A 21964-nucleotide genomic window follows, 5' to 3' on the forward strand; every position below is an offset into this window, starting at 1 on the left:
GTCAGGACGCCACTTTCTCCACCAGCGCCATCTCGTCGCTGGTCATCAGCTTCTCGATGTCGACCAGGATGAGCATGCGTTCGTCCACCGTGCCCAGGCCGGTCAGGTACTCGGTGGACAGGGTGGCGCCGAACTCCGGCGCCGGGCGCACCTGGGCCGCGTTGAGCATCAGCACGTCCGACACCCCGTCGACCACGATGCCGACCACGCGGCGGTCGAGGTTGAGGATGATGACGACGGTCTGCTCGTTGTATTCGACGCTGCCCAGGTTGAACTTGATGCGCAGGTCCACGATCGGCACGATGATGCCGCGCAGGTTGGTCACGCCCTTGATGAAGGACGGCACATTCGCGATGCGCGTGACCGTGGCGGCGTCGTAGCCGCGGATTTCCTGCACTTTCAGGATATCGATGCCGTACTCTTCCTCGCCCAGCGTGAAGACCAGGAACTCGTTGCCCACGTCTTCGGCGCGCGTGGCCTGGGTGTGCGGTTTGGCTGCCATGGTATGTCTCTCCGTCAATTCAGAATGGCTTCGGGCTGGGACCACTTTTCCCGGTTGGCGCGCGCCAGCGCGAATACGTCCACGATCAGCGCCACGCTGCCGTCGCCCAGGATGGTGGCGGCCGAAATGCCGGGTACCTTGCGATAGTTCGATTCGAGGTTCTTCACCACCACCTGGTGCTGGCCGACGAGGTGGTCGACCAGCAGCGCGAAGCGGCGCTCCTCGGCCTGCATGATGACGGCGATGGCCTGGGTGGGATCGGCCTGCGCCTGGCCCACCGAGAACACCCGGTGCATTTCCACCAGCGGCAGGTACTCGCCGCGCACCTGCATCACGCGCTCGTTGCCGGCCACCGAATAGATCTGGTCGGCCTGCGGCTGCAAGGATTCGGTGACATGGTTCAGCGGCAGGATGAAGGTTTCCTCGCCCACCCGCACCGACATGCCGTCCAGGATGGCCAGCGTCAGCGGCAGAACGATGCGCGTGGTCGTCCCCTGCCCCGGCACGCTGGAGAGCTGCACGTGACCGCCCATGTCCTGGATGTTGCGGCGCACGACGTCCATGCCGACGCCGCGCCCGGAGATGTCCGTGACCTGGTCGGCGGTCGAGAAACCGGGCGCGAAGATCAATTGCCAGACTTCGTCGTCGGGCGAATTCTCGTTGACCGCCAGCCCCTGGGCCGCGGCCTTCCTGAGGATGCGTTCGCGGCTCAGGCCGCCGCCATCGTCGCTGACCTCGATGACGATGTTGCCGCCGTTGTGCTGCGCCGACAGCACCAGCTGGCCCACCGGCTCCTTGCCGGCCGCCACGCGCTTTTCCGGCGTTTCGATGCCATGGTCCAGGCTGTTGCGCACCAGGTGCGTCAAGGGGTCGATGATGCGCTCGATCAGGCTCTTGTCCAGCTCGGTGGCACGCCCATAGGTCTGCAGCTCGATCTGCTTGCCCATCTTGCCGGCGATATCGCGCACCAGGCGCGGAAAGCGGCTGAACACGTAATCCATCGGCATCATGCGGATCGACATGACCGCTTCCTGCAGGTCGCGCGCGTTGCGCTCGAGCTGCTCCATGCCATTGAGCAGGCGATCATGCAGCACCGGATCGAGCGTCGAGGCGGTCTGCGCCAGCATCGCCTGCGTGATCACCAGCTCGCCGACCAGGTTGATCACCTGGTCGACCTTCTCGACGCCGACGCGAATCGAGGTCGACTCCTTGTCGGCGTGCGCGGGCGCGATGCTCGGGCGCGCGGCGCGCGCCGGCTCGGCGGCCTGGGCCGCGGCGGGAGCGGGAGCCGGCGTCGGCGTGGCGGCGGCATCCGGGGCGGCCGCCTGCGCCGGCGCGTGGGCCGGTTCGGCCTCGCGGGCGATTTCCAACTGGTCCGCGTCGATGATGAAGCAGCACACCGCTTCGATATCGTCCGGCGAGCAGGTCGTGTCGACCCACACCGTCAGCGTCTGGCCGGCGCGCTCGCTGGCGCGCACGTCGCCCAGATTGCCCATTTCCTCCAGCAGCGACTGGGCGTCCTTGTCCGACACCTTGCTGAATCGCACCCGCAATGGCAGGCCCGGCGCCGCGGATGCCGCGTCCGGCTGGGGCGCGGGTTCGGGTTCGGGCTCGGGTTCGGGCGCCGCCACCGGCGCGGCGGCCGCGGGCGCTTGCCCGCCTTCCAGCGCCAGCTGGCGCAACACGGCGCAAATGCGCTCGAATACCGCGTCTTCGGGCTCTTCGGAGGCCCGGTAGGCGTCCAGTTGGCTTTTGAGCACGTCTTTCGTTTCCAGGAAAATGTCCACCATGTCGGCGCGCAGTCCCATCTCGCCGCGCCGGATCGCATCCAGCAGGTTTTCGAGCAAATGCGTGGTTCCGGCCAGCTTCTGGAAGCAGCCGAAAGTGGCCGCGCCGCCCTTGATGGAGTGCGCGGCGCGGAAGATCGCGTTGAGCTGCTCGATATCGGGCGCGCCCACGTCCAGCTCGAGCAGCAACTGCTCCATCTGCGCGAGCAGCTCGTCGGCTTCGTCGAAGAATGTTTCGTAGAACTGACTGAGGTCCAGACCTGAACTCATGACCCGTATGCTTCCTATAGAAACCGCTACGCGCCTGGCGCCACGCCAAGCAGCTCCGCCGCCAGATCGACCAGCACGTCCGGGTCGAGCGGCTTGTTGAGCCAACCGCATACGCCCAGATCGCGCGCGGCGGCCTTGCTGTCGCCATCGTCCTCGGTGGTCAGCACCAGCACGGGCAGGTCCTGGTAGCGGGCCTGCCCGCGCAGGCCCCTGATCAGGTCCAGCCCGCCCATGACGGGCATGTTCCAGTCGCTGACGACCAGGTCGACAGGCTGAGCCTGGGCCAGTTCGAGCGCCTGCCTGCCATCGCTGGCGGTCACGACCTGCCAGCCCGCCCCCGTCAACGCGGCCTGCACGATCATGCGCATCGTCGCCGAATCGTCCGCCACCAGAATTCTTGCCGTCATGCCTCTCCCTATCGCTACCTGGCGCCCCCGTCCGAGCCGCCGGCCGCCACCTGGCCGGCCAGCGCCGCGCCGACGCCCTGCGCGTCGCGCGCGCTGACATCGGCCGCCGCGGCGTTCTCGCTCTCGATGCGCCGCTGGGTGGATGCATTGAGCACCACCAGACTGATACGTCTGTTAACGGCAGCAAACGGGTCATCTTTAACCAGGCTCATGCTCGAGGCCAGGCCCTGGATGCGCAGCACCTTGCCCTCGTGCATGCCGCCGGCCACCAATTCCTGGCGCGACGCGTTGGCGCGATCGGCCGACAGCTCCCAGTTGCTATAGGCGCGCTCGCCGCGCGCGTACTGCGACGCGTCGGTATGGCCGGCAATGCTGACCTTGTTGGGCAGGTCGTTGAGCACCGGCCCCAGCTCGCGCAGGATGTCGCGCATGTACGGCTGCACATCGGCGCTGCCGGTGGCGAACATGGGGCGGTTCTGGTTGTCGACGATCTGGATGCGCAGGCCCTCGGTCGTCATGTCGATCAGCAGCTGCGGGCGGAAATTCTTCAGGACCGGGCTTTCCTCGATCAGGCTCTCCAGCCGGCCCTTCAGGCGCTCCAGGCGATGGCGGTCGCGCCGCTCGGCGTCGCCCATGGGCTGGGCCTCCACACGGCTGCCCTCGGCGCGCCGTACATCGCCCTGGCTGCGCAGCGGGTCCTGCCCGCCGCCGGGGATCGCGCTGGTCTCGGCCGAGCTGCTGGGGCCGCCGGTCAGGGCCACCCGCAGGGGCATGCGGAAATACTCGGCGATGCCCTTGAGTTCTTCGCGCGGCACGATGCTGATCAGCCACATGACGAGAAAGAACGCCATCATGGCCGTGATGAAGTCGGCGTAGGCGATCTTCCAGCTGCCGCCGTGGTGTCCGCCGCGGCGCACCTTGCGGCGCCGGACCACCACACGGTGATTGTTGACCGTGCTCATGCGGCGGCTCCGTCAGGCGCGGCCGGTGGCCGCGCTCTTGGCCTGGCGCACATGTTCTTCCAGTTCGCCGAACGAGGGGCGCACCGCCGAGAACAGCACCTTGCGGCCGAACTCCACCGCCAGCTGGGGCGGGTAGCCGTTCATGCTGGCCAGCAGCGTCACCTTGATGCATTCGAGCACCTTGACCGATTCGGAGGTGCGCCGTTCGATGCGGGCGGCCATCGGCGCCACGAAACCATAGGCCAGCAGCACGCCCAGGAAGGTGCCGACCATGGCCTTGGAGATCAGGTCGCCCAGGATCGCCGGCGGCTGGTCGACCGCGGCCAGCGCCTTGATCACGCCCAGCACGGCGGCCACGATGCCGAAGGCCGGCAAGGCGTCGGCCACCTGCTGCAGCGCATGGGTGGGCACCTCGCGCTCGTGCCGGTAGGTCTCGATTTCCTCGTCCATCAGCGTTTCGATCTCGAACGAGCTCATGTTGCCGCTGATCATGATGCGCAGGTAGTCCGTGATGAACTCCATCAGCTTGGCGTCCTTCATGATGCGCGGATACTCGTTGAAGATCGGGCTGGACAGCGGATCCTCGATGTGCGATTCGATCGCCATCAGGCCTTCGCGGCGCGCCTTGTTCAGCAGCACGTACAGGAGCGCCATCAGCTCCATGTACACGTCCTTGCTGTAGGGCGAGCTGCGAAACGCCTCCGGCACCGCCTTGGCGACCAGGCCGAGCGACTTGCGGCTGTTGCCCGCCATGAAGGCGCCCACGGCCGCGCCGGCGATCAGCGTCAGTTCGAAAGGCTGGTAGAGCGCGCCCAGATGGCCGCCCAGGCCGATGAAACTGCCGACCACCGCCAGGATGACCACTGCATAACCGATAACAATCAACACATCAGGCCTCTGCCAACGAAGTCTAGAACCGACGCCAATGATCCCCCCAGACCCGTCGGGCAAAAACGCGGGTTATGGGGGGTTTTCTGGTGCTTTTGGCCTATTTGGAAGCTGGCGCGCTCAAGGCCGCGCCGGCGCGGCGAGCTGGCCGGCGCGCGCGCGGGCCGCCGCGCGCGTCTTGCCGGCCCGGGGCGGCGGCCGGCAGATGGCGCAGACGAAATCGGTCTGCGGATCGTGTGCGTGGGCGATGAAATGCCCGCCGCACTGGCGACAGCCCGACAGCTGCAGCATGCCGCCGTCGAAGAACCGCACCAGCATCCAGGCCCGCGTGAAGCTGAGCACCGGTTCGGCGGCATCGGCCGGCGCATGCTCCAGGTACAGGCGGTATGCGTCGATCACCGCCCGGATGCCCTGGCTCGAGGTGCGCTGGTTCAGGAACGTGTACACGTTGTAGAACAGCGAGGAATGGATGTTCGGCAGCCAGGTCATGAACCAGTCCACCGAGAACGGCAGCATGCCCTTGGGCGGCGAACAGCCGCGGATCTCGCGGTACAGCCGCGCCAGCCGGTCGTGGCTGAGGCCGGTCTCGGCCTGCAGCACCTGCAGACGCGCGCCCAGCGTGATCATCGAACTGGCGAGCAGGATCTCGTCGGCTTCCTGCGAAACACTCTTGGTGGCCATTGCGCCCTCTTGTCCCTATCTATCCAGCCGGCGGCTCAGGCCAGCTCTTCGACAGGCTGGCGCGCCAGCAGGATGGTGGCGTGCGCCTGTTGCAGGGCGCCGCCCAGCACGTCCTGGGTCAGGGCCGACAGGAGGCTGTAGTCGTCGAAGCGAAATCGGCACAGCAGCGAACTGGAGCTGGCCAGCTTGACCAGCTGGGCCGGCGATAGCCGCATCAGGATATCGGCCACTTCATTGCTGAAACCCAGGCGGAACATCGACGCGGCATAGTCGTCGCGCAGCATGCGCTGCGCCAGCAACAAATAGGAAAGATTGACTTCCCGGATATCCGCGAGCAAGGAACTATCGGCTGTTTTCACACATGACTCCTGAGACTTAGGCAAGCCGGGGGCTGAACTCCAGGCGGCGCGCCCCGAGAACCCCGCGCCAGCCTGCTTTCGTCTTAATGCGAAATGTATCATTTCATCGCAATTTGCATGCAATTTACCATGGACGGTGTCATTTTCTATGACTTTTATGACGAAACATTGATATTTTGCAGATTATCTCCGGTAAAGTTACCGGGAAGTTACATCATTTGCATATCGATGTCGGCAATTTCGTAAATAAACGTGCAAAAAGTTGCGTTCTTCTCCGAATGAAAAGCGGGTATTTGCCGACAATCTCCCCTTGAAACGACAGGGTTGAACCGGTCCGCGCCCAGCGGCCTGACCGCCAGGCCACTGTCGCCACCCAGCAACACCCCACCCGTTCGCAGCTTTGTTCGCGCGAGACATCCGCAGACAGAACCTGAATGCCCAACCCCGAAGACAGCCTGGTCCAATATGCCCCGCTGGTGCGCAAACTGGCGCTGCAGCTGCTGGCGCGCCTGCCCTCCAGCGTGCAGCTGGACGACCTGGTGCAGGCCGGCATGATCGGCCTGCTCGACGCCGTGCGGCGCTACCAGGAAAGCCCTGACGCACAGTTCGAGACCTACGCCACCGCGCGCATCCGCGGCGCCATGCTCGACGAGCTGCGCAGCCAGGACTGGCTGCCGCGCAGCGTACGCAGCAAGAGCCGCCGCATCGAAACCGCCATCCAGCGCAAGGAACAGGAATTGATGCGCGCCCCCAGCGAAGGCGAAATCGCCGACGAGCTGGGCGTGCCGCTGGCCGAGTACCAGGGCATGCTGGCCGATGCGCACGGCGTGCAGATCCTGCACTACGAAGACTTCAACACCGACGGCGACGGCGACAGCCCGTGGGCCGAAAGCAGCGCCGAACACGCCGACCCGCTCGACGCCCTGCTCGCCGGCGACCTGCGCCGCGCCCTCATCGACGCCATCGACGGCCTGCCCGAACGCGAGAAGCTGCTGCTGTCGCTGTGCTACGAACAAGGCCTGAACCTCAAGGAAATCGGCGCCGTGCTCAACGTCACCGAAGCGCGCGTGTGCCAGCTGCGCGCCCAGGCCACCGCCCGCATCCGCGCCCGCCTCAAGGAGCAATCCTGGGCCCGCCTGCCCACCGCCCACCACCTGGCGCAGGTGGTGTAGGCGTAGCGCAGTGTGCCTGTCCCAGCGGGGACAGATACCGTCTTGGCAGTGAACCGTTCGTGGCATAGAGCGGTGTGCCTGTCCCAGTGGGGACAGGCACGCCTCGCCGCGGATGTCTGTTCCCGTTCGGGGACTGGCACACCCTGCCGCGGCTGCCAGTTTCCATCCCGGGCCAGCCGCTCCGCAGCCAGGTTTTTCCGCGCATTTCAGAACTTCGCATTTTTTGCTTAAGTCCGTCGCAAACCTGCCGTAATCCAGGCAACAAAGGAAATCGCGGCGCTGTGCAAGCGAAAGTCCGATGTTACAGATGGGCGGCCTAGCTGCCCGGTTTGAAGAAGCCTTTCTCTCTTGGGAGCCTCAACATGGCTGCAGTCATCAATACCAACTACTTGTCGCTGGTTGCCCAGAACAACCTGAACAAGTCCCAATCGGCCCTGGGTAGCGCCATCGAGCGCCTGTCGTCGGGTCTGCGCATCAACAGCGCCAAGGACGACGCGGCCGGCCAGGCCATCGCCAACCGCTTCACCGCCAACGTCAAGGGCCTGACCCAGGCTGCCCGCAACGCCAACGACGGCATCTCGATCGCCCAGACGACCGAAGGCGCGCTGAACGAAATCAACAACAACCTGCAGCGCATCCGCGAACTGACGGTTCAGGCCTCCAACGGCACGAACTCGGCTTCGGACATCGACTCGATCCAGCAGGAAGTCAACCAGCGCCTGGAAGAAATCAACCGCATCGCCGAACAGACCGACTTCAACGGCATCAAGGTCCTGAAGTCCAACGCCACCGACATGACCCTGTCGATCCAGGTCGGCGCCAAGGACAACGAAACGATCGATATCAAGATCGATCGCAACTCGAACTGGAACCTGTATGACGCCGTGGGTACCGTCCCGGGCGGCACGGTCAACGGCGAGGCCCGTACCGTCAACGCGCTGGGCTTTGACGTGCTGTCGGCCGTCACGACCACCATCGCTTCCGACACCGTGACCTTCAACGCCGCCGTGGCGGCCGCTGAACAGGCCGCTGGCGCCGCCGCAGGCGACGGCAGCGTGGTCTCGTACGGCGATACCGCCAACCCGCAATACGCGGTCGTGGTGGACAATGCCGGCACGATGACCTCGTACGCCCTGACCTTCGACAAGGACGGCAAGGCCGCCCTGGGCGACCAGCTGGGTGCCGTCGCCTCGCAGGCTGCGGAAGCCGCCGTCGGTACCAACGACGTCGCTGCCGGCGACAACGTCTCCGTGTCTGGCGGCAACGCCGACGCGCTGGCCAAGCTGGACGCCGCCATGAAGGCCGTGGACGAGCAGCGCAGCTCGCTGGGCGCGATCCAGAACCGTTTCGAATCGACCGTTGCCAACCTGAACAACACGATCACGAACCTGTCGGCCGCCCGTTCGCGCATCGAAGATTCGGACTACGCGACCGAAGTGTCGAACATGACCAAGAACCAGATCCTGCAACAGGCTGGCACCTCGGTCCTGGCCCAGGCCAACCAAGTCCCGCAAAACGTCCTGTCGCTGCTGCGCTAAGCATCGGCATACCCCGGGCGGGCACAACCCGCCCGGGGCCATGGCAGTACGTACGCCCGGCCGCCTCACCGCGCCGGGCGTTTTTGCGTCCGGCGCGCGCAAGAGCGCCTGTCCCCGCGGGGACAGGCGCCTGCTCCCCCCCGCCCTCTTCCGTTGGCCAATGCGTCGCGCCAAAGCACAAGGGCCCCGCGAGGGGCCCTTGTGCTGCCATGCCGCGCCTTACTTCTTGCGCATCGGCGGCAGGTCGGTGCACACGCCTTCGGCGACTTCGGCGGCCATGCCGACGGATTCGCCCAGGGTCGGGTGCGGGTGGATGGTCTTGCCGATGTCCACCATGTCCGCGCCCATTTCGATGGCCAGGGCGATTTCGCTGATGAGATCGCCCGCGTGCGTGCCGACGATGCCGCCGCCGACGATGCGGTGGGTCTCGGCGTCGAACAGCAGCTTGGTGAAGCCCTCGTCGCGGCCGTTGGCGATGGCGCGGCCGGAGGCCGCCCACGGGAACAGGCCCTTCTCGACCTTGACGCCCTGCTTCTTCGCCTCGTCCTCGGTCAGGCCTACCCAGGCCACTTCCGGATCGGTGTAGGCCACCGACGGGATGACGCGCGCGTCGAAGAACGACTTCTCGCCATGGGCCGCCTCGGCCGCCACGTGGCCTTCGTGCACGGCCTTGTGCGCCAGCATGGGCTGGCCGACCACGTCGCCGATGGCGTAGATGTGCGGCACGTTGGTGCGCATCTGGCGGTCCACCTCGATGAAGCCGCGCTCGGTGACGGCCACGCCGGCGCGCTCGGCGCCGATCTTCCCGCCGTTGGGGCTGCGCCCCACGGCCTGCAGCACCAGGTCGTAACGCTGCGGCTCCTTGGGCGCGCCCTCGCCCTCGAAGCTGACGTAGATGCCGTCCTTGCGGGCCTCGGCGCCCACCGTCCTGGTCTTGAGCATGATGTTGTCAAAGCGCGGCGCGTTCATCTTCTGCCACACCTTGACCAGGTCGCGGTCGGCGCCCTGCATCAGGCCGTCGAGCATTTCCACCACGTCCAGGCGGGCGCCCAGCGTGGAGTACACCGTGCCCATTTCCAGGCCGATGATGCCCCCGCCGATGATCAGCATCTTCTTGGGAATGGCGCGCAACTGCAGCGCGCCGGTGGAGTCCACGATGCGCTCGTCCTCGGGCAGGAACGGCAGTTTCACCGACTGGCTGCCGGCGGCGATGATGGCCTGCTTGAAGCGGATGGTCTGCTTCTTGCCTTCGCCGTCGGTCACCGTGAGGTGGTGCGGGTCGGCGAACTCGCCCGTGCCGGTGACCACGCGCACCTTGCGCGCGCGGGCCATGCCGGCCAGGCCGCCGGTCAGCTTGGCGACCACGCTGTCCTTGTAGCCGCGCAGCTTGTCCAGGTCGACCTTGGGCTCGCCGAAGCTGATGCCGTGGGCGGCCAGCGCGCGCGCCTCGTCGATCACCGCGGCGTTGTGCAGCAGCGCCTTGGAGGGAATGCAGCCCACGTTCAGGCACACGCCGCCCAGGGTGGCATAGCGCTCGACCATCACGGTGTCCATGCCCAGGTCGGCGGCGCGGAAGGCGGCCGAATAGCCGCCAGGGCCCGCGCCCAGCACCAGCATGTCGCATTCGAGGTCGGCCGAGCCGCTGTAGGCGGCCGCGGCCGGCGCGCTCGCCTTGGCGCCTTCGGCCTGCGGCGCGGCGGCCTTCGCGGCGTCGGCCTTGGGCGCCTCGGCGGCCTTGGGAGCCTGTTCGGCCTGGGGCGCGGCGGCGGCCTCGCCGGCCGCCTCCACTTCCAGGATGACCGTGCCCTCGGCGATCTTGTCGCCCACCTTCACCTTGACCGACTTCACCACGCCCGCGGCCGAGGCCGGAATCTCCATCGATGCCTTGTCGGACTCCACCGTGATCAGGCTTTGCTCGGCCTTGATGGTGTCGCCCGCCGATACCAGCACCTCGATGACTTCCACCTCCTTGAAGTCGCCGATGTCGGGCACCTTGATTTCCACGATATTGCTCATCGATTGCCCCCGTTACAGCGCGATGCGGCGGAAGTCGGCCAGCAGCTGGCCGAGATAGGCATTGAAGCGCGCCGCCGAGGCGCCGTCGATGACGCGGTGGTCATAGGACAGCGACAGCGGCAGGATCAGGCGCGGCACGAATTGCTTGCCGTCCCAGACCGGCTTGTGGGCCGAGCGCGACACCCCCAGGATGGCCACTTCGGGCGCGTTGATGATGGGCGTGAAATGCGTGCCGCCGATACCGCCCAGCGACGAGATCGAGAAGCACCCGCCCTGCATCTCGGCGGGCGAGACCTTGCCTTCGCGGGCCTTCCTGGCCAGTTCGGAGGTTTCGCGGGCCAGCTCGAGGATGCCCTTCCTGTCGGCGTCGCGCACCACCGGCACCACCAGCCCGTTGGGCGTGTCGGCCGCGAAGCCGATGTGGTAGTACTGCTTGAGCACCAGGTTGTCGCCGTCCAGCGAGGCGTTGAACTCGGGGAATTTCTTCAGCGCCGCGACGACCGCCTTGATCAGGAAGGCCAGCATGGTGACCTTGACGCCCGACTTCTCGTTCTCCTTGTTCAGCGCCACGCGCAGCGCTTCCAGGTCGGTGATGTCCGCTTCGTCGTTGTTGGTGACGTGCGGGATCATGACCCAGTTGCGGTGCAGGTTGGCGCCCGAGATCTTCTTGATGCGCGACAGCGGCTTGGCTTCGATGGGCCCGAACTTGGTGAAATCGACCTTGGGCCACGGCAGCAGGCCCAGCGCGGCGCCATCGCCGCCGCCCGAGGCGCCGGCCGGCGCGCCGCTCGACAGCGCCTGCTTCACGTAGGCGCGCACGTCCTCGGCCGTGATGCGGCCCTTGGCGGCCGAGCCGGTGACCCGGCTCAGGTTCACGCCCAGCTCGCGCGCGAACTTGCGCACCGACGGCGAGGCATGCGGCAATTGGCCGGGCTTGAGGTCTTCGTCCTGCAGCGCGGCGGCCGGGGCGGGCCGCTGCGCCGGAGCCGAAGCCGGGGCCACGGGCGAAGCCGGCGCGGCGGGCTCGGCTGCGGCCGGCGCCGCGGCGGGCGCCTCGGCCTTGGCCGCCGGGGCGGCGGCGCCCTGGCCCTGCACCACGGCGATGACCGTGCCCATGGCGACCTTGTCGCCTACCTTGACCTTGAGCGACTGCACCACGCCGCCCGCCGAGGCGGGGATTTCCATCGAGGCCTTGTCGGACTCGACCGTGATCAGGCTTTGCTCGGCCTTGATGGTGTCGCCCTCGGCGACCAGCACCTCGATGACCTCGACTTCCTTGAAGTCGCCGATATCGGGCACCTTGACCTCGACCGGGCCGGCAGCGGCCGGCGCGGCGGCCGGCGCCGCGGCCTGGGACGCCTCGGCCTTGGGGGGCTCGGCCTTCGCGGCGTCGGCCTTGGGCGCCTCGGCGGCCTTGGGAGCTTCGGCCTGGGGCGCGGCGGCGGCCTCGCCGGCCGCCTCCACTTCCAGGATGACCGTGCCCTCGGCGATCTTGTCGCCCACCTTCACCTTGACCGACTTCACCACGCCCGCGGCCGAGGCCGGAATCTCCATCGATGCCTTGTCGGACTCCACCGTGATCAGGCTTTGCTCGGCCTTGATCGTGTCGCCCGCCGATACCAGCACCTCGATGACTTCCACCTCCTTGAAGTCACCGATGTCGGGTACCTTGATTTCCACGATATTGCTCATGTCTGTTTACCCTCAGGCGTGATGCGGGTTGGCTTTGTTCGGGTTGATGCCGTACTTCTTGATGGCTTCGGCGACCTTGGCGGCCGGGATCTTGCCCTCGTCGGCCAGCGCGCGCAGCGCGGCCAGCACCACGAAATGGCGGTCGACCTCGAAGTGCTCGCGCAGCTTGTAGCGGAAGTCCGAGCGGCCGAAACCGTCGGTTCCCAGCACCTTGTAGGTACGGTCCTTGGGCACGAACGGGCGGATCTGGTCGGCGAACAGCTTCATGTAGTCCGTCGAGGCGATGATCGGGCCTTCGCTCTTGGCCAGCTGCGCGGTCACGTACGGCACCTGCTGCTTGCCTTCCGGATGCAGCAGGTTGTGGCGCTCGGCGTCCAGGCCGTCGCGGCGCAGCTCGGTGAAGCTGGTCACGCTCCAGATGTCGGACGCCACGCCCCAGTCGGCTTCCAGCAATTCCTGGGCCGCCATCACTTCGCGCAGGATGGTGCCCGAGCCCATCAGCTGCACGCGCTGCTTGCCCTTGCCGTGCGACTTCAGCTTGTACATGCCGCGGATGATGCCTTCCTCGTCGCCGGCGGTCAGGCCCGGCTGCGGGTAGTTTTCGTTCATCACCGTCAGGTAGTAGTACACGTTCTCCTGGTCTTCCACCATGCGCTTGAGGCCGTGCTGGATGATGACGGCCAGCTCGTGGGCGAAGGTCGGGTCGTACGAGACGCAGTTCGGGATGGTCGAGGCCAGCAGGTGGCTGTGGCCATCCTCGTGCTGCAGGCCCTCGCCGTTGAGCGTGGTGCGCCCGGCGGTGCCGCCCAGCAGGAAGCCGCGCGCCTGCATGTCGCCGGCCGCCCAGGCCAGGTCGCCCACGCGCTGGAACCCGAACATCGAGTAATAGATGTAGAACGGCACCATGATGCGGTTGTTGGTGGAGTACGACGTGGCCGCCGCGATCCACGAGCTCATCGCGCCCGCCTCGTTGATGCCTTCCTGCAGCAGCTGGCCGTCGGCCGACTCCTTGTAGTACATGACCTGGTCCTTGTCGACCGGGGTGTACTTCTGGCCTTCGGGCGCGTAGATCCCGATCTGGCGGAACAGCCCTTCCATGCCGAAGGTGCGCGACTCGTCGGCCAGGATGGGCACCACGCGCGGGCCGAGGTCCTTGTCGCGCAGGATCTGGTTGAGCACCCGCACGAAAGCCTGGGTGGTGGAGATCTCGCGGCCTTCCGCGGTGGGCTCGAGCACGGCCTTGAAGGCGTCCAGGGCCGGCGCCTTCAACTGCTCGTCGGCCTTGGCGCGGCGCTTGGGCAGGTAGCCGCCCAGCGCCTTGCGGCGCTCGTGCAGGTACTGCATTTCGGGCGAGTCGTCGGCCGGCTTGTAGTACGGCAGCTTTTCCAGCTGGTCGTCGGGAATCGGGATGCCGAAACGGTCGCGGAATTCGCGGATCGAATCGAGCTCCAGCTTCTTCTGCTGGTGGGTGGGGTTCTTGGCCTGGCCGACGTGGCCCATGCCGTAGCCCTTGATGGTCTTGGCCAGGATCACGGTGGGCTGGCCGGCGTGCTTGGTGGCCGCGTCGAACGCCGCGTACACCTTGTGGGGGTCATGGCCGCCGCGGTTCAGGCGCCAGATGTCCTCGTCGCTCATGCGCGCGACCATCTCCAGCAGCTTGGGATGCTTGCCGAAGAAGTTCTCGCGCACGTACTTGCCGTCGTTGGCCTTGTACGCCTGGTACTCGCCGTCGACCGCCTCTTCCATGATGCGGCGCAGGATGCCTTCCTTGTCGTGCGCCAGCAGCGGATCCCAGTAGCCGCCCCAGATCAGCTTGATGACGTTCCAGCCCGAGCCGCGGAAGTCGCCTTCCAGCTCCTGGATGATCTTGCCGTTGCCGCGCACCGGGCCGTCCAGGCGCTGCAGGTTGCAGTTGATGACGAAGATCAGGTTGTCCAGCTTCTCGCGCGCGGCCAGGGCGATGGCGCCCAGCGATTCGGGCTCGTCCATCTCGCCGTCGCCGCAGAACACCCAGACCTTGCGGTTGCTGGTGTCGGCGATGCCGCGGGCGTGCAGGTACTTCAGGAAGCGGGCCTGGTAGATGGCCATCAGCGGGCCCAGGCCCATCGACACCGTGGGGAACTGCCAGAAATCCGGCATCAGCTTGGGGTGCGGATAGGAAGACAGGCCCTTGCCGTCGACTTCCTGGCGGAAATGGTTGAGCTGGTCCTCGGTCAGGCGGCCTTCCAGGTAGGCGCGGCCGTACATGCCCGGCGAGGTGTGGCCCTGGAAGTACACCAGGTCGCCGCCGTGCGCTTCGGTCTCGCCGTGCCAGAAATGGTTCTGGCCGCAGCCGATCATGGTGGCCAGCGAGGCGAACGAGGCGATATGGCCGCCCAGGTCGCCGCCGTCGGGCGGATTGTGCTTGTTGGCGCGCACCACCATCGCCATGGCGTTCCAGCGCACGTACGAGCGGATGCGGGCTTCCAGTTCCAGGTTGCCGGGGTGGGCAGGCTCCAGCCCCGGCGGAATCGTGTTCACGTAGGCGGTGTTCGGCGAGAACGGGATATGGGCGCCGGAACGGCGCGCCTCGTCGATCAGACGCTCCAGCAGGTAGTGCGCGCGCTGCGGTCCTTCACGGTCGAGGACGGCGGCCAATGCTTCCAGCCATTCCTGTGTCTCGAGGGTGTCTTCGTCATTGGCGGCCGCTAGGGCGCCAGCCTGGGCGAAAGAGGACATCGTGTGTCTCCTGTTGGGGTTTCTGGCCGCTTCCCGACTTATCAGTGTGCGGGGCGCAAGGGTTGCCGGATGCCGGATACCATGTTACGCGTGGGTTGCGGACGGCTGCATTGTGCCGAAGCCGGCATTCTAAGTAGCAAGATTAACCCGTCGCAAGGAAATTTTCATGTTGCGGTACGGCATTTCATAATACAAAATCATCCGTAGCAACGGTTATCACGGAAATCCCCTTCCCCGGCAAGCAACAAGCCGCAACAGGCTCTAAAATGCCGGCTCCAACGGCAAGAAGTCCATGTCCAGCCCGCCCAAGTCCAATATACCGATGTCGTTCCGTGACCACGCCCGCGCGCGCAGGCGTGGCGTGTACTGGCTGACGCCGGCGCTCGTGCTCGTCCTCTATATATGTGTGATGGGCGTGTTCTTCTGGCTGCAGCGCATCCACGACGACAGCGTCATGTTCGTCACCATCGACCAGGAGCTGCGCCAGCAGCGGCTGATCTGGGTGGTGCTGGCGCTGTCCTGCGTCATCGTGATCAGCCTGCTGATGCTGTGGCGCTATACGCGCTTTCGCTCCGAGGCCGAGGCCGCCCTGATCGCCGAGACGGGCTTTCGCCGCGCGATGGAGAACTCCATGTCCACCGGCATGCGGGTGCTGGATATGGAGGGACGCATCGCCTACGTCAATCCGGCCTTCTGCCGCATGATAGGCTGGAACGAGGCCGACCTGATCGGCCGCAGCCCCCCCTTCCCGTACTGGGTGCCCGGCCGCCACGAGCAGCACCAGCACACGCTGGAGGTGCTGATGTCGGGCAAGACGCCCAGCAGCGGGCTGGAGGTCGAGGCGCAGCGCCGCGACGGCTCGCGCTTCACGGCGCGCATGTACGTCTCGCCCCTGCTCGACCCCAACGGCGACCAGATCGGCTGGATGACGTCCATGACCGACATCACCGAACCCAAGCGCATCCGCGAGGCGCTGACCGCCGCACACGAGCGTTTCATGACCGTGCTCGAAGGCCTGGACGACGCCATTTCGGTCACCGCCGACACCCACGACGGGCTGGAGCTGCTGTTCGCCAACCGCACCTACCGGCGCGTGTTCGGCGCCCAGACCGGCGGCCACGACGAACTGCTGGCCGGCCGGCGCGGCCGCTTCACCGACGAGTCGGTGGAGGTGTTCGCCCCGTCGGTGCAGCGCTGGTTCGAGGTGCACCACCGCATGCTGGCCTGGACCGACGGCCGCCGCGTGCGCATGCAGGTGGCGCGCGACATCACCGAGCGCCGCGTCCACGAGGAAGCCTCGCGCGTGCAGCAGGAGAAGATCCAGCTCACCAGCCGCCTGACCACCATGGGCGAGATGGCCTCGTCGCTGGCGCACGAGCTGAACCAGCCGCTGACCGCCATCGCCAACTACAGCATGGGCGCGGTGGCGCTGGTCAAGGCCGGCCACACCAGCCCCAACATGCTGCTGCCGGCGCTGGAGAAGGCCGCCTCGCAGGCCGAGCGCGCCGGCAAGATCATCAGCCGCATCCGCGAGTTCGTCAAACGCAGCGAACCGCGCCGCCAGCGGGTGGCGATCAGCCGCATCGTCGACAACGCCATCGGTTTCGCCGAGATCGACGCGCGCAAGCGCCGCATCCGCATCGAGCGCTTCGTGCCCTCGAACGCGCCCGACGTGCTGGCCGACCCCATCCTGATCGAGCAGGTGCTGCTGAACCTGCTCAAGAATGGCCTGGAGGCCATGGAAAAAAGCGAATCCGACGAGCTGAAAGTGGCCGTCATTCCGCACGAGCAACAGATCGAGGTGGCGGTGGTCGACCGCGGCCACGGGCTGCCCGAGCCGGAGCGCCTGTTCGAACCGTTCTTCAGCACCAAGTCGCAGGGACTGGGCATGGGGCTGAACATTTGCCGTACCATTATCGAGTCGCACCACGGCCGTCTGTGGGCGGATCCCAATCCTGCCGGCGGCACCATTTTCCGCTTTACACTGCCCTGCGCCACGCCCCAGTCGCAGGCACAGAACGACCAGTCCGAGGAGTTGCACGCATGAACACGCCCCACCTGTCGAGCACCGTATTCATAGTTGACGACGACGAAGCCGTGCGCGATTCCCTGCGCTGGCTGCTGGAAGCCAACGGCTACCGCGTACGCGCCTACGCCAGCGGCGAGAATTTCCTGGACGAGTACGACGCCAGCCAGATCGGCGTGCTGATCGCCGACGTGCGCATGCCGGGCATGAGCGGCCTGGAACTGCAGGAACAGCTGATCGCCCGCAACGCCCCGCTGCCCATCGTGTTCATCACCGGCCACGGCGACGTGCCGATGGCGGTATCGACCATGAAAAAAGGCGCGGTGGACTTCCTGGAGAAGCCGTTCAACGAATCCGACCTGCGCGAGATCGTGGCCCGCATGCTGGAGCAGGCCGTGCAGCGGATCAGCAAGTTCCAGGCGCAGAAAGACCACGAAGCCATGCTTGCCCGCCTGACGGCGCGCGAGCAACAGGTGCTGGAGCGCATCGTCGCCGGCCGCTTGAACAAGCAGATCGCCGACGACCTGGGCATCAGCATCAAGACCGTCGAGGCGCATCGCGCCAACATCATGGAAAAACTTGAAGTGACCACCGTAGCAGACCTGATGAAAGTGGCCCTGGCCAAACCCGAGGCCCACGCATGACCGCACGCATCATCGACGGCGCCGCCCTGTCGCAGCGCATTCGCGAAGAAGTCGCCCAGCGCGTGCAGGCGCTGGCGGCCAAGGGCGTACGTCCCGGCCTGGCGGTCGTGCTGGTGGGCGACGACCCCGCCTCGCAAGTCTACGTGCGCAACAAGGTCGCCGCCTGCGAGAAGGCCGGCCTGCATTCGGTCAGGGAGCAATACCCGGCCGACCTCACCGAGGCGCAGTTGCTTGAGCGCATCGACGCGCTCAACCGCGACCCGTCCATCCACGGCATCCTGGTGCAATTGCCGCTGCCCAGGCACATGGACGCGCACAAGGTGATCGAAGCCATCGCCGCCGAGAAGGACGTCGACGGCTTCCATATCAGCAATGCCGGCCTGCTCATGACCGGCCAGCCGCTGTTTCGCCCCTGCACGCCCTACGGCGTGATGAAGATGCTCGAATCCGAAGGCGTGGCCCTGCGCGGCGCCGAGGCGGTCATCGTGGGCGCCAGCAATATCGTCGGCAAGCCGATGGCCATGCTGCTGCTGCAGGCGGGCGCGACCATCACGATCTGCAACTCCAAGACCCGCGACCTGGGCGCCCAGACGCGCCGCGCCGATGTGCTGGTGGTGGCCACCGGCAAGCCCGGCATGATCGACGGCTCGATGATCAAGCCCGGCGCCGTGGTGATCGACGTCGGCATCAACCGCGGCGCAGACGGCAAGCTGTGCGGCGACGTCGACATGGCCTCGGCCCGCGAAGTGGCCGGCGCCATTTCGCCGGTGCCCGGCGGCGTCGGCCCCATGACCATCGCCATGCTGCTGGTCAATACGGTTGAAGCGGCCGAACGCGCTGCCGCGTAAGGCCCTGCCCCGCGCAGCCAGGCGCGCCGCGCCTGGCGCGCCCGCCTTGCAATCCGCCCGTCCGTCCCCACTCTCATGGCATGCGCGCCCTTCGGGCCGCGCCCGCTCGTCCACGGAATTCCCAAGCCCATGACCCAGAATCCCCTGCTTGCGCCGGTCGCCGACCTGGTCGACTACGCCGCCGTCAAACCCGAACACATCGTGCCGGCCGTCCAGGCCCTGCTGGATATCGCCCGCGCGGCGGTCGAACACGCGGCCGACCCGGCCCTGCCCGCCACCTGGGACGCCGTGGTGGCGCCGCTGGACAGCGCATCCGAGCGCCTGTGGCGCGCCTGGTCGGTGGCCGGCCACCTGAACGCGGTGGTCAATACGCCCGCGCTGCGCGAGGCCTACAACGCCGCGCTGCCGCTGGTCACCGAGTTCTCCACCTGGGTCGGCCTGCACGAAGGCCTGTACCGCCAGTACCAGCGCCTGCAGGCCGCCGAGGACTTCGCGGCCTGGCCGCCGGTGCGCCGCCGCGTGGTCGAACTGGCGCTGCGCGATTTCCGCCTCAGCGGCGTCGAGCTGCAAGGCGCCGCGCGCGAGCGCTACGCCGAGATCTCCGACCGCGAGGCCCAGGCCTCGCAGAAATTCTCCGAAAACGTGCTCGACGCCATCGACGCATGGTCGCTGCTGGTCGACGACCAGGCGCGCCTGGACGGCATCCCGGCCGACGTGCTGGCTGCGGCGCGCAAGGCGGCCGAGGACGATGGCGCCGCCGGCTGGAAGCTGACGCTGAAGATGCCCTGCTACCTGCCCGTCATGCAGTACGCGCGCGACCGCGCCCTGCGCGAGACCCTGTACCGCGCGTACGGCACCGTCGCGTCCGAGCATGGCGACGCCGCCTACGACAACTCGCCGCTGATCGAGGAGCTGCTGCAGTTGCGCGCCGACGAAGCCGGACTGCTGCGGTACCCGACCTTCGCCGCCCTGCGCCTGCAGACCCGCATGGCGCGCGACGCCACCGAAGTGGTGGACTTCCTGCGCGATCTGGCGCGCCGCGCCAAGCCCTACGCCGAACGCGACCTGGCCGAATTGCAGGCCTTCGCCGCCGGCGAGCTGGGCCTGCCCGAACTGCAGCCCTGGGACGTGCCCTTCGCCGCCGAGCGGCTGCGCGAGTCGCGCTATGCCTACTCGGAAGACGAGATCAAGCAGTACTTCACCGAGCCGCGCGTGCTGGCGGGCCTGTTCGAGGTCATCGAAACGCTGTTCGACGTGCGCCTGCGCGAAGTGCCGGTGTCGTCCTGGCACGCCGACGTACGCGGCGTGCGGGTCGAAAGCCCGGACGGCGCGACGCTGGGGCATCTTTACCTCGACCTGTACGCGCGCGCCGGCAAGCAGAGCGGCGCCTGGGTCGACAGCGAGCGCAGCCGGCGCCGCGTGCAAGGCACGCTGCAGACGCCGGTGGCCTACCTGACCTGCAACTTCTCGCGCCCCAATGGGGGCAAGGCCGCGCTGCTCACGCACGATGACGTCATCACGCTGTTCCACGAAACCGGCCACGCGCTGCACGCCCTGCTGTCCGAAGTGGACGAGCCCGGCGCGGCGGCGTTCGCCAGCGTCGAATGGGACGCCATCGAGTTGCCCTCGCAGTTCATGGAAAACTTCTGCTGGGAATGGAGCGTGGTGCAGAAGCTGTCGGCCCACGTCGAAACCGGCCAGCCGCTGCCGCGCGACCTCTACGACCGGCTGGTGGCCGCGCGCAACTTCCAAAGCGGCATGCAGACCGTGCGCCAGATCGAGTTCGCGCTGTTCGACATGATGCTGCACGACCGCCCGCAAGGCGCGCCCATCGCCGACGTGCTGGCGCTGCTGCAGCAGGTGCGCCAGGAAGTCGCGGTGCTGTTCCCGCCCGCCTGGCATCGCCTGCCGCACAGCTTCTCGCACCTGTTCGCGGGCGGCTACGGCGCCGGGTACTACAGCTACAAATGGGCCGAAGTGCTGTCGGCCGACGCGTACGAAGCCTTCGAGGAAGCCGCCCGCCAGGGCGAGCCGGCCGCCACCACGCTGGACGGCGCCACCGGCGCGCGCTTTCGCAGGGAAATCCTCGCCGTCGGCGGCGCCCGCCCCGCGGCCGAGTCCTTCCGCGCCTTCCGTGGCCGCGAACCCCGCATCGACGCCCTGCTGCGCCACAGCGGCATGCAAGCCTGACCTCTCAGGTGCCTGTCCCCGCATGGGGACTGGCACCTGCTGACTCCTGCTTCGGGTGCCAGTCCCCGCGGGGACTGGCACCTCTGCCAACGCTCCCCCCCGCGCCCCTCCCGCCCCGACGCGGTAGAATCCCCAGGTCCTTCCCACTCCTGCGCGCGCCGCATCGGCGCCTGGCTGTATCTACCATGTACTCACCTCTTTCCGGCCGCGCGTGGCGCGGCCTGCTCCTGGCGATGTTGATGCTGCTGGCGGCTTGCAGCGAACGTTCGGCGGACTGGTCGCTGTACAACGTCAAGGGCCACCTGCCCGACCTGAAGTTCAACCTGCCGGGCGCGCACGGCAAGACCGTCAGCAGCGACGACCTCAAGGGCAAGACGGTATTGCTGTTCTTCGGCTACGCCAGCTGTCCCGACGTCTGCCCCACCACCATGGCGCAACTGACGGCGGTGCTGCAGCAACTGGGCGAGCAGGCCCGGGACGTGCGCATCCTGTTCGTCAGCGTGGACCCGCACCGCGATACCCCGGACATCCTGCAGGCCTATGTCAACGCGTTCAACAACAACGCGATCGGCGTGACCGGCAACGAGAAGCAGATCGCCGACCTGGCGCGCCGCTACCGCGTGGCCTACCAGATCGAGAAGCCCAAGCCGGGCGACGACGCCGATATCTACGATGTCACCCACAGCCGCGGCGTCTATATCTTCGACAATCAGGGCAAGGCGCGCCTGCTGGCCTCCGATACGGACACCATCGACACCATGGTCAAGGACTTGCGCCAGCTCATCGCGCAGACCCAGTGATCCGGACCGCGCCCCAGGGCGCGGTTGTTGCTTTTGCGCCCCACCGCGCGGCAATCCCCCGCGATGGTACGTGTTGTTACAGCGCCGGGCGCACGGCCATGGGTATCATGGCCGCACCATTTCTCCACCACGAAGGAGCGCGCGTATGAGCATCATCATCATGATCATCGTCGGGTTTGTCGTCGGCCTGATCGCCCGGGCCATCATGCCGGGAGACCAGAACATGGGCTACATCATGACGACGATCCTGGGCATCATCGGATCGGTGGTCGCCGGTTTCCTGGGCCAGCAACTGGGCTGGTACGCACCGGGCGAACCCGCGGGCTGGATCGGTTCGGTCGTCGGCGCGATCATCGTGTTGTTCGTCGTGGGCCTGGTCGCCAAGAAGCGCGCCTGACCCCCGACGCCTCGCAAACAGACAGGCCGGCAAGATGCCGGCCTGTCTGTTTTTGGGCGCGAGCGCG

At 67.0% G+C, this 21964-nt stretch carries 18 protein-coding genes; 8 read left to right on the top strand and 10 right to left on the bottom strand.

Annotation, left to right across the window (positions count from 1 at the left end):
- Position 1: 1 nt before the first annotated feature.
- The 7 genes from cheW to flhD form a co-directional block, all read right to left on the bottom strand.
- Positions 2 to 502, bottom strand: a complete 501-nt coding sequence (cheW, locus tag CAL11_RS11710; protein WP_003811919.1) for a chemotaxis protein CheW — start codon at positions 500 to 502, stop codon at positions 2 to 4.
- A 14-nt stretch (positions 503 to 516) separates the two neighbouring features.
- A complete protein-coding gene (cheA, locus tag CAL11_RS11715; RefSeq protein ID WP_086093021.1) occupies positions 517 to 2559 on the bottom strand; it encodes a chemotaxis protein CheA in 2043 nt (680 codons plus the stop codon).
- Between the two features lie 26 nt (positions 2560 to 2585).
- Positions 2586 to 2966 carry a response regulator gene (locus tag CAL11_RS11720; RefSeq protein WP_033462163.1) on the bottom strand — a complete coding sequence of 127 codons (381 nt, stop codon included), beginning with the start codon at positions 2964 to 2966 and terminating at the stop codon, positions 2586 to 2588.
- Between the two features lie 14 nt (positions 2967 to 2980).
- Positions 2981 to 3928 carry a flagellar motor protein MotB gene (motB, locus tag CAL11_RS11725; protein WP_086093022.1) on the bottom strand — a complete coding sequence of 316 codons (948 nt, stop codon included), beginning with the start codon at positions 3926 to 3928 and terminating at the stop codon, positions 2981 to 2983.
- Positions 3929 to 3940: 12 nt separating this feature from the next.
- Positions 3941 to 4816, bottom strand: a complete 876-nt coding sequence (gene motA, locus CAL11_RS11730) for a flagellar motor stator protein MotA (RefSeq protein WP_033462167.1) — start codon at positions 4814 to 4816, stop codon at positions 3941 to 3943.
- Between the two features lie 120 nt (positions 4817 to 4936).
- On the bottom strand, positions 4937 to 5497 hold the full coding sequence (gene flhC, locus CAL11_RS11735; RefSeq protein ID WP_003811929.1) for a flagellar transcriptional regulator FlhC: 561 nt from the start codon (positions 5495 to 5497) through the stop codon (positions 4937 to 4939).
- Positions 5498 to 5532: 35 nt separating this feature from the next.
- Positions 5533 to 5856, bottom strand: a complete 324-nt coding sequence (flhD, locus tag CAL11_RS11740; protein WP_003811931.1) for a flagellar transcriptional regulator FlhD — start codon at positions 5854 to 5856, stop codon at positions 5533 to 5535.
- Positions 5857 to 6290: 434 nt separating this feature from the next.
- Between flhD and CAL11_RS11745 the strand changes: the two genes are divergently transcribed.
- Positions 6291 to 7028 carry an RNA polymerase sigma factor FliA gene (locus tag CAL11_RS11745; protein WP_086093023.1) on the top strand — a complete coding sequence of 246 codons (738 nt, stop codon included), beginning with the start codon at positions 6291 to 6293 and terminating at the stop codon, positions 7026 to 7028.
- 362 nt (positions 7029 to 7390) lie between these two features.
- Positions 7391 to 8566, top strand: a complete 1176-nt coding sequence (locus CAL11_RS11750) for a FliC/FljB family flagellin (RefSeq protein WP_086093024.1) — start codon at positions 7391 to 7393, stop codon at positions 8564 to 8566.
- A gap of 219 nt (positions 8567 to 8785) precedes the next feature.
- Here CAL11_RS11750 and lpdA read toward each other — a convergent pair whose 3' ends face one another.
- The 3 genes from lpdA to aceE are packed head-to-tail and all read right to left on the bottom strand — an operon-like array spanning position 8786 to position 14992.
- Entirely contained in the window at positions 8786 to 10582 is a 1797-nt protein-coding gene (gene lpdA, locus CAL11_RS11755; protein ID WP_086093025.1) for a dihydrolipoyl dehydrogenase, read from the bottom strand.
- A gap of 12 nt (positions 10583 to 10594) precedes the next feature.
- Positions 10595 to 12274 (bottom strand): dihydrolipoyllysine-residue acetyltransferase, encoded by a 1680-nt coding sequence (gene aceF / locus CAL11_RS11760; RefSeq protein ID WP_086093026.1) that lies wholly within the window; start codon positions 12272 to 12274, stop codon positions 10595 to 10597.
- Positions 12275 to 12286: 12 nt separating this feature from the next.
- A complete protein-coding gene (aceE, locus tag CAL11_RS11765; RefSeq protein WP_086093027.1) occupies positions 12287 to 14992 on the bottom strand; it encodes a pyruvate dehydrogenase (acetyl-transferring), homodimeric type in 2706 nt (901 codons plus the stop codon).
- A 292-nt stretch (positions 14993 to 15284) separates the two neighbouring features.
- Between aceE and CAL11_RS11770 the strand changes: the two genes are divergently transcribed.
- The 6 genes from CAL11_RS11770 (at position 15285) to CAL11_RS11795 (ending at position 21897) form a co-directional block, all read left to right on the top strand.
- Positions 15285 to 17039, top strand: a complete 1755-nt coding sequence (locus CAL11_RS11770; RefSeq protein ID WP_033465055.1) for a PAS domain-containing sensor histidine kinase — start codon at positions 15285 to 15287, stop codon at positions 17037 to 17039.
- Positions 17036 to 17662, top strand: coding sequence for a response regulator transcription factor (locus CAL11_RS11775; RefSeq protein ID WP_003811946.1), 627 nt, complete (start codon positions 17036 to 17038; stop codon positions 17660 to 17662). The genes CAL11_RS11770 and CAL11_RS11775 overlap by 4 nt, the downstream gene beginning before the upstream one ends.
- Positions 17659 to 18510 carry a bifunctional methylenetetrahydrofolate dehydrogenase/methenyltetrahydrofolate cyclohydrolase FolD gene (gene folD, locus CAL11_RS11780; RefSeq protein ID WP_086093028.1) on the top strand — a complete coding sequence of 284 codons (852 nt, stop codon included), beginning with the start codon at positions 17659 to 17661 and terminating at the stop codon, positions 18508 to 18510. The genes CAL11_RS11775 and folD overlap by 4 nt, the downstream gene beginning before the upstream one ends.
- A 75-nt stretch (positions 18511 to 18585) precedes the next feature.
- Positions 18586 to 20700, top strand: coding sequence for a M3 family metallopeptidase (locus tag CAL11_RS11785; RefSeq protein ID WP_086093029.1), 2115 nt, complete (start codon positions 18586 to 18588; stop codon positions 20698 to 20700).
- Between the two features lie 185 nt (positions 20701 to 20885).
- The gene (locus CAL11_RS11790) at positions 20886 to 21500 is read left to right on the top strand and encodes an SCO family protein (protein WP_086093030.1); all 615 of its coding nucleotides are present in this window, start codon (positions 20886 to 20888) and stop codon (positions 21498 to 21500) included.
- 145 nt (positions 21501 to 21645) lie between these two features.
- On the top strand, positions 21646 to 21897 hold the full coding sequence (locus tag CAL11_RS11795; RefSeq protein WP_003811953.1) for a GlsB/YeaQ/YmgE family stress response membrane protein: 252 nt from the start codon (positions 21646 to 21648) through the stop codon (positions 21895 to 21897).
- Positions 21898 to 21964: the final 67 nt, after the last annotated feature.

The organism is Bordetella genomosp. 6 (genome assembly GCF_002119705.1).
GTDB lineage: Bacteria > Pseudomonadota > Gammaproteobacteria > Burkholderiales > Burkholderiaceae_B > Bordetella > Bordetella bronchiseptica_F.